Annotated in this window: 18 protein-coding genes; all 18 read left to right on the top strand. The window is 33.2% G+C overall.

The genetic code is table 11. The features are described from left to right. The first annotated feature begins 57 nt into the window (after nucleotides 1-57). The 18 genes from QZR76_RS11120 (at nucleotide 58) to QZR76_RS11205 (ending at nucleotide 17,684) form a co-directional block, all read left to right on the top strand. Complete coding sequence (locus tag QZR76_RS11120) at nucleotides 58-1,191, top strand: DegT/DnrJ/EryC1/StrS family aminotransferase (RefSeq protein WP_294142891.1); 1,134 nt, start codon at nucleotides 58-60, stop codon at nucleotides 1,189-1,191. Continuing rightward, nucleotides 1,184-1,789: an acetyltransferase gene (locus QZR76_RS11125; RefSeq protein ID WP_294142892.1), complete on the top strand. Its 606-nt coding sequence runs from the start codon at nucleotides 1,184-1,186 to the stop codon at nucleotides 1,787-1,789. The genes QZR76_RS11120 and QZR76_RS11125 overlap by 8 nt, the downstream gene beginning before the upstream one ends. A 228-nt stretch (nucleotides 1,790-2,017) precedes the next feature. Next, complete coding sequence (locus QZR76_RS11130) at nucleotides 2,018-3,076, top strand: nucleotidyltransferase family protein (RefSeq protein ID WP_294142893.1); 1,059 nt, start codon at nucleotides 2,018-2,020, stop codon at nucleotides 3,074-3,076. 3 nt (nucleotides 3,077-3,079) lie between these two features. Next, complete coding sequence (locus QZR76_RS11135) at nucleotides 3,080-3,490, top strand: FdtA/QdtA family cupin domain-containing protein (protein WP_294142894.1); 411 nt, start codon at nucleotides 3,080-3,082, stop codon at nucleotides 3,488-3,490. Then, nucleotides 3,487-3,903, top strand: coding sequence for an FdtA/QdtA family cupin domain-containing protein (locus tag QZR76_RS11140; RefSeq protein ID WP_294142895.1), 417 nt, complete (start codon nucleotides 3,487-3,489; stop codon nucleotides 3,901-3,903). The genes QZR76_RS11135 and QZR76_RS11140 overlap by 4 nt, the downstream gene beginning before the upstream one ends. Then, nucleotides 3,896-4,834, top strand: a complete 939-nt coding sequence (locus tag QZR76_RS11145; RefSeq protein ID WP_294142896.1) for a GNAT family N-acetyltransferase — start codon at nucleotides 3,896-3,898, stop codon at nucleotides 4,832-4,834. The genes QZR76_RS11140 and QZR76_RS11145 overlap by 8 nt, the downstream gene beginning before the upstream one ends. 103 nt (nucleotides 4,835-4,937) lie before the next feature. Continuing rightward, nucleotides 4,938-5,327 (top strand): formyltransferase family protein, encoded by a 390-nt coding sequence (locus tag QZR76_RS11150; RefSeq protein ID WP_294142919.1) that lies wholly within the window; start codon nucleotides 4,938-4,940, stop codon nucleotides 5,325-5,327. A gap of 332 nt (nucleotides 5,328-5,659) precedes the next feature. Continuing rightward, a complete protein-coding gene (locus QZR76_RS11155; RefSeq protein ID WP_294142920.1) occupies nucleotides 5,660-6,760 on the top strand; it encodes a DegT/DnrJ/EryC1/StrS family aminotransferase in 1,101 nt (366 codons plus the stop codon). Between the two features lie 7 nt (nucleotides 6,761-6,767). After that, a complete protein-coding gene (locus QZR76_RS11160) occupies nucleotides 6,768-8,030 on the top strand; it encodes an oligosaccharide flippase family protein (RefSeq protein ID WP_294142897.1) in 1,263 nt (420 codons plus the stop codon). A gap of 4 nt (nucleotides 8,031-8,034) precedes the next feature. Then, nucleotides 8,035-9,228, top strand: a complete 1,194-nt coding sequence (locus QZR76_RS11165) for a glycosyltransferase family 4 protein (RefSeq protein WP_294142898.1) — start codon at nucleotides 8,035-8,037, stop codon at nucleotides 9,226-9,228. A gap of 35 nt (nucleotides 9,229-9,263) precedes the next feature. Beyond that, nucleotides 9,264-10,337 carry a glycosyltransferase gene (locus QZR76_RS11170; protein WP_294142899.1) on the top strand — a complete coding sequence of 358 codons (1,074 nt, stop codon included), beginning with the start codon at nucleotides 9,264-9,266 and terminating at the stop codon, nucleotides 10,335-10,337. Nucleotides 10,338-10,362: 25 nt separating this feature from the next. Then, nucleotides 10,363-11,553, top strand: coding sequence for a hypothetical protein (locus QZR76_RS11175; protein ID WP_294142900.1), 1,191 nt, complete (start codon nucleotides 10,363-10,365; stop codon nucleotides 11,551-11,553). Between the two features lie 287 nt (nucleotides 11,554-11,840). Beyond that, nucleotides 11,841-12,779: a hypothetical protein gene (locus QZR76_RS11180; RefSeq protein ID WP_294142901.1), complete on the top strand. Its 939-nt coding sequence runs from the start codon at nucleotides 11,841-11,843 to the stop codon at nucleotides 12,777-12,779. Between the two features lie 3 nt (nucleotides 12,780-12,782). After that, the gene (locus QZR76_RS11185; protein WP_294142902.1) at nucleotides 12,783-13,811 is read left to right on the top strand and encodes a hypothetical protein; all 1,029 of its coding nucleotides are present in this window, start codon (nucleotides 12,783-12,785) and stop codon (nucleotides 13,809-13,811) included. Beyond that, entirely contained in the window at nucleotides 13,795-14,856 is a 1,062-nt protein-coding gene (locus tag QZR76_RS11190) for a CapA family protein (protein ID WP_294142903.1), read from the top strand. The genes QZR76_RS11185 and QZR76_RS11190 overlap by 17 nt, the downstream gene beginning before the upstream one ends. A 46-nt stretch (nucleotides 14,857-14,902) precedes the next feature. Next, nucleotides 14,903-15,838, top strand: coding sequence for a glycosyltransferase (locus QZR76_RS11195; protein ID WP_294142904.1), 936 nt, complete (start codon nucleotides 14,903-14,905; stop codon nucleotides 15,836-15,838). After that, the gene (locus QZR76_RS11200) at nucleotides 15,835-16,908 is read left to right on the top strand and encodes a DUF354 domain-containing protein (protein ID WP_294142905.1); all 1,074 of its coding nucleotides are present in this window, start codon (nucleotides 15,835-15,837) and stop codon (nucleotides 16,906-16,908) included. The genes QZR76_RS11195 and QZR76_RS11200 overlap by 4 nt, the downstream gene beginning before the upstream one ends. Next, on the top strand, nucleotides 16,905-17,684 hold the full coding sequence (locus tag QZR76_RS11205) for a hypothetical protein (protein WP_294142906.1): 780 nt from the start codon (nucleotides 16,905-16,907) through the stop codon (nucleotides 17,682-17,684). The genes QZR76_RS11200 and QZR76_RS11205 overlap by 4 nt, the downstream gene beginning before the upstream one ends. Nucleotides 17,685-17,746: the final 62 nt, after the last annotated feature.

Raw genomic sequence — 17,746 nt, forward strand, 5'->3', positions numbered from 1 at the left:
GATTTATTTTTTGAACACGGAAAAATCAGGTAAAAATAAATTTGTAAAACGAAGAAAATGAATTATCAAATACCTTTATTTCAACTCAATTTTGGAGAGGAGGAGATTCAGGCAGTAACTGAAACCATCCGGTCCAAATGGATTTCAACGGGACCTAAATGTGAGGAATTGGAACAGCTTTTTGTCGAAATGTTTCATGTAAAGTATGCGGTAAGTCTTTCTAATTGCACGAGTGCCCTTCATCTGGCATGTATCCTCTGTGATGTTCGACCGGGAGATGAAGTCATATGTCCATCATTGACATTTGCAGCTTCGGCAAATTGTATTCGTTATGTTGGGGCTACCCCTGTGTTTTGTGATATAGTGGGAGCCGAACATCTTAATATCGATCCTTTGGAAATTGAAAAGAAAATAACTCCAAAGACGAAAGCTATTCTTGTTGTTCATATGGCAGGCTTCCCTGCTAAAATGGATGAGATCATGGCTATTGCGAGAAAATACGATTTAAAAGTGATAGAAGATGCTTGTCATGGACCTCTTTCCGAGTATAAAGGGAAAAAATTAGGGACAATAGGAGATGTCGGATGTTTTAGCTTTTTTTCGAATAAAAATATCAGTACGGGTGAAGGAGGTGCACTGATCACAAATAATGAAGAGATGGCTAAACGGGCGAAATTATTACGTTCTCATGGGATGACTACCATGTCTTACCAACGGGCTTCCGGCCATGCCACTTCATATGATATTAATGATCTGGGATATAATTTCAGAATGGATGATATACGGGCCTCTATCGCTTGTGTACAACTAAGAAAATTGCAAGCAGACTTGGAGAAACGTGTATCGGTTCGTAAAAAATACGTGGAAGAACTTTCGAAGATTAGTAATATCATAGTCCCGTTTGCAAATAATATAGAGTTTGCTTCGAATTATATTATGCCGATTGTATTGCTAAACTCTACAAAAGGGAAACGCGATTCGGTGAGAGATCGATTACATGAAGCGGGAATACAGACAAGCGTACACTACCCCGCTGTTCATAAATTTTCTATCTATAAAGATTGTAAGGCTATCTTGCCTCAAACTGAATATATTACCGATAATGAGATCACATTGCCAATGTACGCTGCTTTAAAAAATGAAGAAATTGATTTTATTGTTCAAAACCTAAATAAATCAATTAATGGCTAAGGAAGTTATTCTAGTTGGTGGCTTCCATGAGATTATAGAATTATGTGAAGATTGCAATTATAGTATTATTGGGATCATTGATGACATGTCTAAGAGTAATTATTGGAATTATCCCATTATAGGAACAGATGATAATGCAACAGAGTTGTTTAATAAGTATTATTCGATTCCTTTAGTAATTACTCCAGATAGGCCACAATTAAGAAGTAGGTTAACAGATTATTATAGAAAAATTGGTTACACTTTTGCCACTCTTATAAGTCCTGATGCAAAAGTTTCAAAGAGTGCAATTATTGAAGAAGGAGTTGTGATTCAGGCAGGAGTTAATGTCTCTGCGGCATGTAGAATAGGTGCTTTTTCTAAATTGAATACTGGCTGTAATATTATGCATGATGTAGTTATTGAAAATTTCTGTACAATAGCTCCCAATGCAGTTGTTTTGGGAAGAGTAAAAATAGCTGAATTTTCCTATATAGGTTCAAATTCTACGATATTATCTGAAATCCAAATTGGAAAAAATGTTACAATTGGTGCTGGTGCTGTTGTGACAAAGAATATTACGAATGGATTAACTGCAAAAGGGGTTCCTGCAAGGTGATTTCATGTTTACAAGTAACAATAAATTTTAGAAGAAAGATTCTCAAAACGTTTCGGGGATTTATAATGAAAAATCTTGATTTAATAATATCACTATTCGAAATTTTTAATATAAGTATATCTCATTTGAATATTAAATTTTAAAATTTATGAGATGATCTTATGGCAAATATGTTATCGTAGTTGTGAAAAAAGATCTTTTTAAGATATTCATAAATATTGTTTATGTATGAATTATAAAGAAAAAATATCTAATAAAATTGTTCAAGTTACGCAGAGTATCATTCGGGCATTGAAGATAATGGATGCTCAAAAAGTGAAATTATTGTATGTATACGATAACGATGTTTTTGTATCAATTCTTACAATAGGAGATATTCAACGGGCAATTATCGCAAATGTGGATTTAAATGCTTCTATTCGAGGGATATTGGATTTTGATAAAAAATATGCCAGCCCATCAGATTCATTAGAAGATATAAAGCAGAAGATGTTGTCATTAAAAGCAGAAAGTATGCCTGTTCTGAATGAGGATAATGAACTTGTGGATGTATATTTATGGGAGGATTTTTTTGATAATCAGGAAAAAAGAGAGAGAAGAAAACTTTCTCTTCCGGTTGTCATAATGGCCGGGGGAAAAGGGATTCGATTGCAGCCATTGACAAATATTATTCCTAAACCTTTGATACCTATTGGAGAAAAGACGATCGTTGAAACTATTTTAGATCAGTTTGAGTCTATCGGGTGTGACCAATTTTACATGTCCGTAAATTATAAATCGGAAGTGTTAGAGTATTATTTTGATCATCTTACACGCAAATATGATATCACTTTTTTTAAAGAGGACAAACCGTTAGGTACGATAGGTAGTGTTACACTACTTAAAAATAAAATCAGTACCCCGTTTTTTGTTTCCAATTGTGACATATTGATTGATCAGGATTTTATAGAAGTGTATGATTATCATGTTGTAAATAAAAATGATTTGACAATCATCACTTCCGTGAAGTCGTATCAAATTCCTTACGGAGTGATTCAAACCGGTGAAGATGGAATTATGGAAGGTTTAAGTGAAAAACCGGAAATGACTTATATGATAAATACCGGGGTTTATATCATTCAGCCAGAATTAATAAATGAGATACCTGAAAATCAGTTTTTTCATATTACGGAGTTGATGGAGAAGGTAAAACAAAGAGGAGGAAAGATTGGATGTTTTCCTGTTAGTGAAAAGTCTTGGACGGATATTGGAGATTGGAAGGAATATTTGAGAATAATCAATAAGTAAATAATGGAAAATACTTTTTTAAGTCAAAGAATTATTGATTTACCCAAGATTATTGATCAACGAGGTAATTTATCTTTTGTGGAAGAAAACCACCATATACCCTTTAAGATAGCACGAACTTATTGGATATATGATGTCCCCGGGGGAGAGAAGCGTGGTGGTCATGCTTACAAGGAAAATCAGGAATTTATTATAGCTCTTTCGGGGAGTTTCGATGTTGTGTTGGATGACGGAAAGGAGAAACACACGTTTCAATTGAATCGCTCTTATTATGGGCTTTATGTACCCAAAGGTTTATGGCGTCAGATGGAAAATTTCTCTACAAATTCTTTGGCATTAATTTTAGCTTCAACATCTTATGATATTGAGGATTATATTTATGATTATGAAGAATTCAAATTGTTGGTACAATGAAGAAAACATCCGTTTATGATTGTTTTATCATAGAATTGGATAAACATCATCATGAAAAAGGTAATATATCTGTAGTCGAGAACAATGAAACGATCCCTTTTGATGTAAAACGGATCTATTATTTATATGATATTCCGGGTGGAGAATCGCGTGGCGGACATGCGCATAAAGAGTTGAAACAGTTGATTATTGCGGCGAGTGGGAGTTTCTCCGTGACTCTTAATGACGGAAACGTAAAGAGAACATTTCTACTTAATAGACCTTATGAAGGATTATATGTTGTTCCTGGTATATGGAGAACGTTGGATGATTTTTCTTCCGGTTCTGTTTGTTTGGTGCTGGCTTCCATGAAATATGAGGACACTGATTATATCCGGGAATATGATGAATTTTTAAATTATAAAAATGTTTGAAATAGAATTTTATACTCCGGAAAAGAAAGAACTTTGGAATTCATTTGTATCTACTTCCAAAAACGGTACTTTTCTTTTTGACCGGGATTATATGGACTATCATTCCGACCGTTTTCTGGATTGTTCTGTCATGGTTTACCGGAAAGGACAATTGTATTGTATTTTGCCTGCTAATTGCTCCGGAAATGTGTTATATTCTCATCAGGGTTTGACTTATGGCGGAATGATTATGAATTCTAAAGTAGTTGTATCCGAGTTTTTGGAGGCGTGGACGCTGATGAATGATTTTTATAAGAATGCCGGTATTAAAAAAGTTGTTTATAAAACCATGCCGTTTATTTATCATCGAATGCCGGCTCAGGAAGATATATACGCATTATTTAAAATTTCTCATGCACATCGGTCAGGGGTAAATATCTCTTCTGCCATTTTTCAAAATAACAAACTACGGTTTACTGAGTCCCGGAAAGGTGGAGTCAGAAAGTCAATAAAAAATGGAGTAAGTGTTTTTGAAACAACTGATTTTGCTGGATTTTGGGATATATTGAATAATAATCTACAGCATAAATATGGTGTGAAGGCAGTCCACACATTAGATGAAATTTTATTGTTGAAAAACCGATTTCCTCAGAATATTAAACTATATGCAGCCTTTAAAGAGGAAATAATGTTGGGAGGGACGGTCATTTATATCACTTCACACGTTATTCATACTCAATATATTTCTGCTTCTCCGGAAGGAAAAGAAATAGGAGTGCTGGATCTTATTTTTGATTTTCTGCTTAATCAGGAGTTTGTGAATTATCCTGTTTTTGATTTCGGCCAATCCACGGAAGAAATGGGGAATATATTGAATGAATCTTTAATTTTCCAGAAGGAAGGATTCGGGGGCCGGGGAGTAACTTATGATATTTATGAATATGAATTATGATGCTGTCGTAGTTGCTAGAGACGTTTGAGGAGCTGTTTCGGCTTTCAAAAGTGTGAATTCCATTTTTGAAAATGTCCGTGTAGGTTCAGATGATGAACAGTTCGTGGGGAGTGTACCGCCTGACAGGTGCCTTCGGAGGATAGATAAATGTAGAAGAATGCTTCTGATTTTTGCTGGTTATAAACCTGTCGTTTCTCCGGAGGTATTGAAAGAAAATATTTGTATTAATATTCATTATTCCTTACTGCCCGCATACCGTGGGGTACATTCGACTGCTTGGGCGATTTTGAACGATGAATCTTATCTGGGACTGACGATCCATGAGATAAACGAATATATAGATGCTGGTCCGATTATTCATCAATATCAGGTAAAAAATGATTTTGTTTCAACTTTCTGCGATTATTTGGAAGGATTTAACCAGTATATTGAACTTAATCTGGGAAGAATATGTAAAGAAGGCATAAATGGTTTGCTTACTCCCTGTGTATAGGGTAAGACGAGGGCATCCTGGGTGGGGAAAAGGAAATTGTCGCATTGTAAGATCGATTTTAGTCGGGGTATAAGGCATCAGAAGGCCTTTTTCAGAGCTCTTGTTTTTCCTTATCCATTGCACGTGATGTTAAGGGACAAAAATATATGGTGAGGGAAGTAGCTTTTCATCTGGTGAATGTTGATACGGATATCGGCTGGATATTGAATATTGATAATGATAGGATATGGATGAAATGCCTAAGGATACCTTGTTCTGAAAGATGTAGCCGGAGAGGACGGAATAGAAATTCCTCCTTCTTTTTAGGACAGGTTAATATTTGTAACAATATGATGATAAAATTTTTAGATTTGCAAAAAGTAACGGCTAAATACCGTGCTGAAATACAGGAGTCTATCGATCGTGTAGTGAATTCCGGTTGGTATCTTCAGGGTAAAGAAAATGAAACGTTCGAGGCAAATTACGCTCAATATATTGGAACGGATTGTTGTGTGGGGTGTGCGAATGGTTTAGATGCTTTAATCTGGATTTTCAGAGCCTATATTGAAATGGGTATAATGAATCCGGGTGATGAAGTAATCGTTCCGGCCAATACTTACATCGCCTCTATTTTAGCAATCACGGAAAATGGTTTAAAGCCCGTATTGGTTGAACCTGATATAAAAACTTATCAAATAGACAACTCTAAAATAGACGAAGTTATTACTGCTAAAACAAGAGCTATACTTATGGTGCATTTATATGGGCAGTGTGCCTATACAGAAAAAGTCAGTGAATTGTGTCGGGTCTATAATCTTAAATTGATTGAAGATAATGCTCAGGCACATGGCTGTTTATATAAAGGAAAAAAGACAGGAAGTTTGGGAGATGCTGCGGGGCATAGTTTTTATCCGGGTAAAAACTTGGGAGCCTTGGGTGATGGAGGAGCTATTACCACAAATGACAGGAAGTTAGCTGATATCGTACGTATTTTAGCAAATTATGGATCCTCTAAAAAATATGTGTTTCAATATACCGGACGAAACAGTCGTTTAGATGAAATTCAGGCTGCTGTATTGAATGTGAAGCTTCAGTATTTGGATGAGGATAATGCCAGACGGCGGGATGTTGCAAGATATTATATTGATCATATAAATCATCCCGATATAACATTACCGAAAATAATGGATTGGAATGCTCATGTATTTCATATATTTTCAATACGCAGTAACCGACGAGACGAGTTGCAGCAATATTTGACCGATAACGGTATTCAAACACTTGTTCATTATCCGATACCCTCTCATAAACAAGAATGTTATAAAGAATGGAATAATTTATGTTTTCCCGTGACGGAGCAAATCCATAAAGAAGAATTAAGTTTACCGATAAGTCCGGTAATGGATAAACATGAGGTTGATACAATTGTAAATATAGTAAATAGGTTTAGGTAATATTATCATGAAGCAAAGCATCGGGCTTGTTGTTTTACAGATTATATCCATTATTGTCGGTTTTTTAATTACATTTTATATTGCGGGAGTTTTATCTGCAAAAGTGTATGCCGTTTTGGGAGTTTACTCTGTAATTACTTCATCAGTTTCTGTTTTTTCTAATGTCGGGTTAGAGACGTATGCCGGGCGAAATGTGTTATTCTGGAATAACTCGGGTTCTCTTCGAAGAACAAGAATGATTATAACTCAAGCTATTGTTACAAGGACGGTTATGGCTGTTATGCTTTCCATATTATTATTAGGCTATGCTTTTGGTATGTCTAAATATAAATTTGATGGAATGTATTTCTCGTTGTTTTGCGGAATGTGTTTTTGTAGTATATTTCAAGCTTTAAATGATTCGTTGTGTCTGTTATTGAAAGCTTTTAATAAATATTTATTGGCAGCTTTGTCTACTTATAGTATTAACGTTTTTGGACGTGTTTTGGCTCTGATACTTTTTATAAAATTCGGTTTTTATGCTTATGTATATTGCGTGCTTGTACTCCCCATAATCGTTTCAATCCCTCTTGTAATAATTATGTGGAAGTGGTTTGATTTTAAGTATATCATGCATTTTTCATCTATAAAAAACAATATTCTCCAAACCAAGTTCTATACCATTTCAGCTTATTTGAATTATGGAGCTAAAAGTTTGGATGTTTTCTTGGTTTCGATTTTTTTAAAACCGGAGATATTGGCTACTTATTCTCTTGTTAAGAGAATGGGTAGTATTATAGATGGTTTTCTGAGTAATTTATTTGATCCGTTATTACAAAAGCTTGTAGCTTATAAAAGGGATATCGATGAATGGCGTTTGCGATTTAAGACTATCCTCAAATTGCAAAAAATTATCTTTGTACTTGCGATTTTAGGGTGTTTTCTTGCCTTTTATTTTGTAGATTATTTTATAAAAATAATGAACCTGACCCATTATCCTCATATCAAAATATACTTGTTGTGCATGTTGGTTGCCGAAGTGTTATTGATTTTATATAAGGTGAAATACATGGTAATAATGCTATTTTATTCACCCGGGCAGATTTTTGTCACTTATATTATAACGACAATCGCTTTGTTAGGTTCTTTTGTTATAATACAGTTTTTCCCGGAGAAGTATTTATATGCTTATATGATTGTAGGTTACATCTTTGTGTGCTTTTATACTTTCTTTCGAGTACCTTCGATTTCTTGTATTGAAAAGAATCTTATTGAGAACTTAAATAATTAAAATTATGAAGCTGATATTTTTATCATTTAGTGAAGTAAGGAATAATGTTTTTGGTGGAATGATGAAAGTACTACTACCTGTAATTAATTATTTTACAAGGAATAATGAGGATGGAACGGTGTGTTATGTACTTTACACGGATGGGAAAAGCAATATAAGTATAAAAACATTGAATACTATCCTTTATTTATTTTTAAAGACACTGGGACGCTTCTGTAAATACATATTGAGGCTGAAGTCGTATAAAACAAGGTATATATTAGGAGAGATTTACGATTATTTTGCCGCTAAAAAAATAAAAGAGGGGGTTATATTGGTCAATACAACCACGCTTAAAAGGACATTAGTCAAAAACAAGAAAAAGAATGGGATAAATATACTTTTATGGGGAAATCCTAATGATATAGAGATATATAGAATCTACAAAGAGGAACAAAAAAAGTATTCTGTTGTTTTAGATGATGCTTATACGTATAAGAAGAGATTGGGTCGCTATCGTGATACATTGTCGTATTCCGATCATATCATTGCTTTAACACAGGTTGCTTATGACTCTCTTGTTAAGACCTTGGATAAAAGTAAGATTAGTTTGTGTTTCTATCCTTTATTTCCTTCCGTAAAACCTTTGGAAGTTGATGTTAGAAAAAATGACAAATTGACATTTTGTTATGTGGCTCATCCCTTTTGGTTGAAAGGGCTTCCCTATTTATTAGAAGCATGGTCAAAGATCGATTATAATCATGTCGTGCTTCGGGTTGCAGGACATATTGATTTAACTTTACAAAAATTTATCAATGATCGGTATTCGAGTTTGAAAAATGTCGAGTATCTTGGGTGGGTACCGGATTTAAATCGTTTTTTTCGATCATCTCATGTTTGTATTATTCCGAGTTTACTTGATGCGGGGCCACAAACGATTTTGGAAGCGATGGCTTGCCGATTACCTGTTATTGCGAGTAAAGGATGCGGCTTTCACGTTTTAATTAAGGATGGGGTAAATGGGTTTTGTGTTCCTCCGTTTGATGCCGATGAAATATATAAAAAAATCGCTTGGTTTATAAATAACCAAAATAGGATATCGGTTATGGGGGATGCTGCATTTGAAACGATTCAAAATGAGAATAAAAAAGATTTTGTGAGTTCTTTGCAAGAACACGTTGCGGCTATAGTACGGCATTATCAGGTAATGTCATTATAACTTCTAAGACAAGAACTATCTTAACTTGATTTGAAATGAAAATATTATTGATCGGAGAGTTTTCGAATGTAAATAACTATTTGGCCGATGGATTAAAGTTTTTAGGACATAATGTCTTTTTAGCTAATACCGGAGATGGCCAGAGGGCTTTTTATTATGACTATAATTGGAAGCAGGGGACGAAACCAAATTTTGTCGGTAAAATACAACAGATCGTTAATTTATATACTCATAGATATTTATTTCGTGGATATGATATTGTTCAAGTCATAATGCCAAGCTATAACGGAAGACTTCCTTATATTAATAAACTATTTGCGAAATATCTTATCGATAATAATCATAAATTGTTTTGGACCCCGGCTGGTACAAGTGATATCATAACAAAATTTTGGGTCGAGAATAAAATCATGAAGAGTGCTATTTATGATTATTATTTTGAAACTGCCAGACGAGAACATAAAAAACTTAATTATGAATGGAGGAATCGTTTAAATTACGAAAAGTGGTTCGTTGATAATATCAATGGAATCATCCCCATTTGTTTTGAGTATGCCGAACCCTTTAGAACTCATCCAAATTTTTTAGGTACGATTCCATTGCCGATAAACACCGATAAATTGAAATATCAGGAAAATATTGTTTCGGATAAGATCATTTTTTATCATGGGGAAACCCGTCCCGTGAAGGGAACGGTGTATATAAAAGAAGCTTTTGATCGTTTGAAGGATAGTTATAATGGTGTAGCCGAATTTATTTGTAATAAGCAGTTGCCATATAATGAATATGTGAAAATTATTAATAAGGCGAATGTAATTATAGATCAAACAAATAGTTATGGTTCTGGCATGAGTGGATTAATTTCCATGGCAAAAGGGAAGGTTGTAATGGGAGGTGGAGAACTACAGGCGATACGTGAGATGAAATATGATTTTTGTCCTATTGTAAATATTACTTCAAATGTCAATCAAATATGTAATGCGATTGAATCTATTATAAACAGGAAAAATGAAATTAATCAAATGGGTGTTGATTCCAGACGATTTATTGAAACGTATCATGATTATAGAGTGGTTGCTAAACAATTTATTGAGAAATGGAAGGTTTAAGAATAAAAAGTAAATGAAATACTTTATGAAGAATAGACTCAAATACTATATATTAGCTTTTTATTTTTTAACAATAGGTTCTTATTTCAATTTTGCCTATCCTTGGTTCTCTTCTATGATATTAATAGTAATTATAATCCCTTTGTTAAAAATAAAATATTCTTTGCGTCCAAGAAATTTATTTTTTGCTGCAGGATTATTGTTATTATACGTGATGTCTTCGATCAGTTCCGATGGCTCTTTTACTCCATTAAAATATGCAATTGTGATTCCATTATTGCCATTAATACAGAAAGTCGAAATTTTAAGAATATATCATATGTTCAAGATATTATTCTTGTACTCTATGATTCCGTCTATTCTCGTCTTAATTCTGTATGTTTTAGGCGTACAAGAGATTCTACCCTCGTACGTAATAGATGTTGGGCGTTCTTTTATCGTTTACCCCGGAACTGTCGTTCAAGAAAAAGAACTTTTAAGAATAGGTTTTTTTACATTTTATCGAGTTTCTGGAATTTTAGGGGAACCAGGTGGAGTCGGAACAGTAGCTTGGCTTATTTTATTGATTGAACGTTGTAATTTTAAGATATTGCGAAACAGATTGATACTTTACACGGGTTTAATCTCTTTTTCTCTGGCTTTTTATGTTCTGTTTTCTTTGACCTTTTTGTTTTTTCTTTTGTACGAGAAAAAGGAAAAGTTATTCGACAGAAAATTATTGACAGTCTTGGCTTTCCTGATTATTTTAGGAGGAACTTCTCTTTTTGATAGCTTAATAGCGTCTCGCTTTACTAAACTTGACAAGACTGAATCGATCGAGTTACAATTGCGAGCCAGGGCAACGACTGAAGACTTTTTTAAGTTTTTTTTGCGTCAAGATTACATTTCCATTTTTTTGGGCCGTGGTAATGATGTGTCTAATGAAGAAATAGGGGGAGTAAATTTTGGGGTTACTTATATGTCCTATTTATATTTGTATGGAGTGGCAAATGCTATTTTAATGTTTTGGTTGATATACTCTATTTTCAGAATATATCTACCTGGGAAAGAATCTTTTATTTTTTTATTATTGATATTGGCCTCATTTTATCAGCGACCTTATATTTTTAATGGTAATTATTTCTTCTTATTTTTTTGCATAGCATATAGTTCGATCAATAAATTTATCTGTTATAAACGAGTAAATATTCGTTATAGGCGTTGTGTGAGAATGTAGTTTTGATAGTAGCACGATACTACCTTAAAATAAGATAACAACAATCTATTTAGATATATATATCTTGATATAAGATTATAGATCGCCTTGAAATATTTTTAAACCGGATAATAGGATTTTCTTCTTTCGGTTTAACGATAAAAGAAGCAATTGTCTGGGTTCGAGGAATTCGGATTAATACTAAATTATCAAAATGATTCAAATTAAATTGATAATGTAAAAATGGTAATAATGATTTAATGCGTACTGTGTGTATTTCATGTATAATAATTAAAATAAATATGATTATGAAAATAGGATTTATAAAACCAAATTATCCTTATGAAAAAAGGGTGGCTGTATTACCGGAGCACATTGTAAATTCCCCAAATGAGTTGATAATAGAACAAAATTTTGGAGAGTATCTTGATATTCAGGATGAAGCTTATTCGAAAGTGGGAGCTAAGATAGAGTCGAGAGAGCATATTTTTGCTACATGTGATATAATCTTTTGTATGAAATTAATACAAGAATCTGATTATGATAAATTAAGAGAAGGGCAGACTATTATTGGTTGGACTCATCCTACTGGTTCTGGTACTACATTTATGCAAAATCAAGCTATTCCTAAGAAATTGATTATTGTAGATTTAGATAATATTTATCCTGCAGTTTATTATTTGGGTAAAAAATATCCTATTTCATTTATAAAACCGAATTTTATTTGGCGTAATAGTTATAATGCTGGATTATGTGCAGTATATCATGCAGTTTTAGCTCATGGTATATTACCTGATTCTAATACTAAAGTGGCTGTATTATCTATTGGTAATGTTTCTCAGGGGGCGGTGGCTTCTATTTCAAAATTTAATACAAATACTCGTATTTTTTATCGTAAAACGATGCATTTATTTTATGAGACATTAGAAGAATATGATATTATTATAAATGGGATAGAAGTGGAAAATTCGAATGAACATATATTAACAAAGGAGCAACAGAAACGATTAAAGAAAGGATGTTATATTATAGATGCAGCAGCTGATGCTGGTAATGCTATCGAAGGGACTCATTATACGACAATCGGTAATCCTATTTATGAAGAAAATGGCTTGTATTTTTATGTAGTAAATAATGCACCTTCTATTTTGTTTAGAGAAACTAGTCGTGCAATAAGTGAATCATTTGCAAAGGTTGTATATAATGCCGATATCCGGACGTTTTTAGATTTAATTCGAAATGAATAATAAATGAAATTAGGTATATTAAAAAGCTTTAAAGAACTGGCTCCGCTAGTTGATAGTTATCGTGATGCATGCGAATATTTGAAGGTGGATTATGTTATACTGGATTTATTTGCTGATGGATGGATTGAGAAAATTAGGCAATCAGGTGTAGATGGAGTATTGGTAAGGGTGAAAGGTAATATTCAAGAGCATAAGAGTTGTTTTGATGAACGATTGAGTATTATCGAAGAAGACTTGGGTATACCTACTTATCCTTCGAGAAAAGAACTATTTTTGTATGAAAATAAGCGGATGTATGCTTATTTTCTGGATACTTATAAATATCCTCATCCTCAGACATATGTTTTTTATAATAAAAAACAGGCATTGGAATTTGTTGAAAATACAAAATACCCGATTGTTTTTAAAACGAATGGAGGTGCAAGTGGTAGTGGTGTCGAGATTGTTACAAGAAAAAGCCATGCCAGAAGAAATGTTCAAAAAATTTTTGGACGAATAGAACCAAGGCTTACTTTCGGCAAGGTATTCTGGACAAAATATAAAAGCATTATTCCTATTCCAAAGTTAGGGATGATACAAAAACATTATGCTATTATTCAAGAATATATCCCAATAAAATGGGAGTGGCGTATCATTAAAATCGGAGAATCCTATTTTGGGCATCAAAAGTTATTAAAAGGTCAATTTGCTAGTGGTTCTGGTCGTGTCGGATGGGTGGAGCCTCCTAAAGAACTATTGTTCTTAATTAAAAATATTTGCGAAAAACACCAATTTGATTCTATGGCAATGGATGTTTTGGAGTCGAAAGATGGGGAGTTCTATATCAATGAGTTACAATCTCTTTTTGGTAGTTTTTTACCTTATCAGATGAGGATTGATGATATTCCCGGTCGGTTTATATTTAAAGAGAACGACTTTGTTTTTGAAGAGGGGGAGTTTAATATGATTAATAGCAATGTATTAAGAGTCTCTGATTTTATGAAAAAAATTAATGACGGTTATTATAGGAGAAAAGATGGGAAACAAGCTTAAAATTAATTTTTTAGGAGATACGGCTTTAAATGATGATTATATCCATTTGTATAATAGGGGGATAAATCCGTTTTTAGTTTTTGAACCTTTATTGAAAAATAGTGTTAATATCGGAAATTTAGAATGTTTTATCAAAGGGGAAAAGGGAGAAAACTTACTGAAAAATCCACGTTTAAGCACCAGTGTAGAAACATTAGGTTTCTTGAAAAATATATATCTTAATATAGCCTGTTTAGCTAACAATCATGTGTATGATAATTTACGGGATGGTTTTGAAAAGACAACCAACGTGTTGGATGAGTATTCAATTCGCTACTTAGGAGCATCTTTAGTCAAAGATGAAGAAGAGTTGCCCTGTATTCTTGATAAAAATGGAATTAGGATAGCTCTTTTGAATTATGTAACTCGTGATACGAATCCTCATTTGCCTCAGGACTGTGATGTATATGTTAACTTTTTGGATTTAAATACGGCTAAAAAGGATATTAGAAAGATTAAGTCAGAAGTTGATCACGTTGTGTTAAGTTTACATTGGGGGGGGCGATGTGAAGGAGGATTATTCCCCGATTTCGATCAACCTGCTATGGCGAGAGAATTAATTGATGCTGGAGCAGATTTAATTATTGGTCATCATTCACATACGGTGCAACCCTATGAAATATATAAGGGGAGATATATATTTTATAGTATCGGAAACTTTTGTTTTGCAAATATGTATGTGAATGGGAGATTATCTCCGTTAAGTAAAAGAGGACGAAGATGTTTTATTCCCACTTTTGTTTTTTATCAAAATAAATATGAGGTAAAATGGAATTTTTACTACAATAATACTTTTTCTTTTATTGAAAATCGAAAATATGAAAAAGCATTTCTATTTAGATCTCGGGTATTTCCTTTGATCAGAAACTATAGAATTATTTGGAAGATTTATTTCTTGTTTTATAGATATGTACGTCCTTACATTTTGTTTATTTTATCCAATGATATTAGTTGGGCAGATAAAGCAACAAGAGGGTTTCGTATGTTAACAAGAGTATTTGTTTAAACTTTCAGTATAATAGTTTTAGTGTATATCTTTTAATTGCACATAAATGAGAGTGTTATTTGTTTGTAGCGGGAATACAAAAGAGGGGATAAGTCCAATTATTAAAAATCAAGCAAATTCTTTGGAAAAAGAAGGATGTAAAATAGAGTATTATACAATTAAAGGAAAAGGATTGTGGGGATATCTAAAGAATGTTTTACCTCTTAGGAGATTTTTTAAACAAAATGACGTTGATATAGTACATGCTCATTATTCATTATCTGCTTTTGCAGCCAGTCTTGCTGGTGCGAAACCGTTGATTGTTTCGTTGATGGGGAGTGATGTTCAGGCGGGATATTGCTATAAATTCATTATTCGGATATTTGCCTTTTTGTTTTCTTGGAAAGTAATAATAGTCAAATCGGAAGATATGAAGGAAATGTTGGGCGTAAGAAGGGCTTTAGTCATTCCTAATGGAGTAGATCTGGAGCGTTTTAAACCTTTAGATAAAATTGAATGTCAAAAAAGATTAGGATGGAATATTAATAAGAAGCATCTACTTTTTGCCGCAAATCCTGGACGGTATGAAAAAAATTACTCTTTGGTTGAGAGTGCAATTGATATAATTAATGATGCTAATATACAGATACATTTTTTAAAGAATATCCCTAATGCAGAAACTCCTTTTTGGTATAACGCTGCTGATGTAGTAATATTAACAAGTTTGTGGGAAGGTAGTCCTAATGCGATAAAAGAAGCTATGGCCTGTTGTCGTCCGATTGTTGTAACAAAGGTTGGAGATGTTGAATGGTTATTGGAGAAAGAGAATGGTTGTTTTTTAATAGATTTTGATATTAGTATTTGTACTCGGCAAATAAATGAGGCAATTGCATTTTCTCAAAAAAATGGTAAAACTAATGGACGGAGGAGGATAAACATGTTGGGACTAGATAGTAAAAGTGTTGCTGAAGAAATAGAATGTATATATAAATCTATGTTATGAAAATTTTAATAGATATAGGGCATCCAGCACATATCCATTATTTTAAAAATATGGTGGATGTTTTATCAAAAAAAGGGTATGAGTTTCTGTTCACGGTACGTGAACGTGACAGTACAATCGAGTTAATGAAAAACTTAGGTTATAAATATGTTAATCGAGGAAAGGGAGGTAAAGGGTTAGTTTCTAAGTTTCTACAGGTTCCTATAATAGATTGTAAAATATTGAAGATTGCATTAAGATTTAAACCTGATTTATTTTTATCATTCTCTTCACCCTATGCAGCTCATATTGCCACGATCTTAAGAAAACCTCATATAGCTTTAGATGATACAGAGCATGCTGTTTTAGAACATTTGTTGTACCGTCCATTTAGTCGTGTGATTTTAAGTCCTTCATGCTATAATAAAAAATTAAGTAGGAATCAAATAACTTTTAATAGTTATTTGGAATTATGTTATATGCATCCGAAATATTTTAAACCAGATGAATCGATTCTTAATAAACTTGGATTAAAAAAAGGAGAGAAATATTGTGTTTTGCGTTTTGTTTCTTGGGATGCTAATCATGATGTTGGACAACATGGACTAAGTCTTGAAAACAAAATAGAAATGGTGAATAAATTAAGTCAATGTTGTAAAGTGTTTATCTCATCGGAGCAAAAATTGCCTGATAAATTATTAGGATATAAACTAAGTATTCATCCTTCATTATTACATAGTGTTTTAAGTTTTGCACATTTATATATTGGTGAAGGTTCCACGACTGCGTCCGAGGCCTCTGTTTTGGGTGTCCCCACGATATATGTAAATACATTACAAGTTGGTTATTGTGAAGAAGAAGAAAAGAAATATGGTTTATTATATCGTTTATTTAACATAAATGATATAGTATCTAAAGCTATGGAAATTCTTAGAGATCCGGAATCAAAAAATAAATATATAAGGCGGAAAGATCAATTATTAGATGATAAAATTGATGCGACAGCTTTTATGATTTGGTTTATTGAAAATTGGCCTGAAAGTTATGAGGTAATGAAAGTAAATCCGGATTATCAAAATCGATTTAAATGAGGATGGATTTTACTTTAAAGATTTACAGGGAGTTACTTGTGGCTTTGAAAACTCGTTATGTTTTTCAGACCTTTGAAGATTATATCAGAAAGCCGGAAAATAAAAAGTTGGTTGTTTTACGCCATGATGTGGATAAACATCCGAAAAGATCGTTAACTTTTGCTAAGATACAAGCTGAGTTGGGGATTCGGGGTTCTTATTATTTTCGGGCTGTCCCGGAAAGCTGGAATGAGGGGATTATCCGGGAAATTCGGGACTTGGGACATGAAGTAGGGTTTCATTACGAAAGTTTGACCACTTGTCATGGAGATGTCGATAAAGCTTATGAGGATTTTTGCTGCAATTTAGAGCAATTGAGAAAATTAGTTCCGGTTTCTACTATTTGTATGCATGGAAGTCCTCGTTCTCCTTGGGATAGCAAGAATATTTGGAAAAAATACGATTATCGGGAATTGGGAATTGTCGGAGAACCTTATTTAGATACGGATTTTTCCAGGATGTTTTACCTGACGGATACCGGTAGACGGTGGGATGGATATAAGGTGAGTGTAAGGGATAAAATTCCTGAATTTCAAGAGCAATGGGAGCGAAAAGGATGGGTTTATCACTCTACGTCGGATATTATTCAGGCTGTAAAAGCCGGACTCTTCCCGGAACAGGGGATAATTACCAATCATCCGCAACGGTGGACGGATTCTAAATTTGTCTGGATGCAAGAATTACTTATGCAGAAATTAAAAAACCGAATAAAGAAATTTATAATCAGACAAACGTAGACACATATTAATTGATCTGACTCCAATATTGAATAAAATGTGATTTTATTTTGTTTTTATGA

The sequence above is a fragment of the uncultured Sanguibacteroides sp. genome, from assembly GCF_900543425.1.
GTDB lineage: Bacteria > Bacteroidota > Bacteroidia > Bacteroidales > Marinifilaceae > Gabonibacter.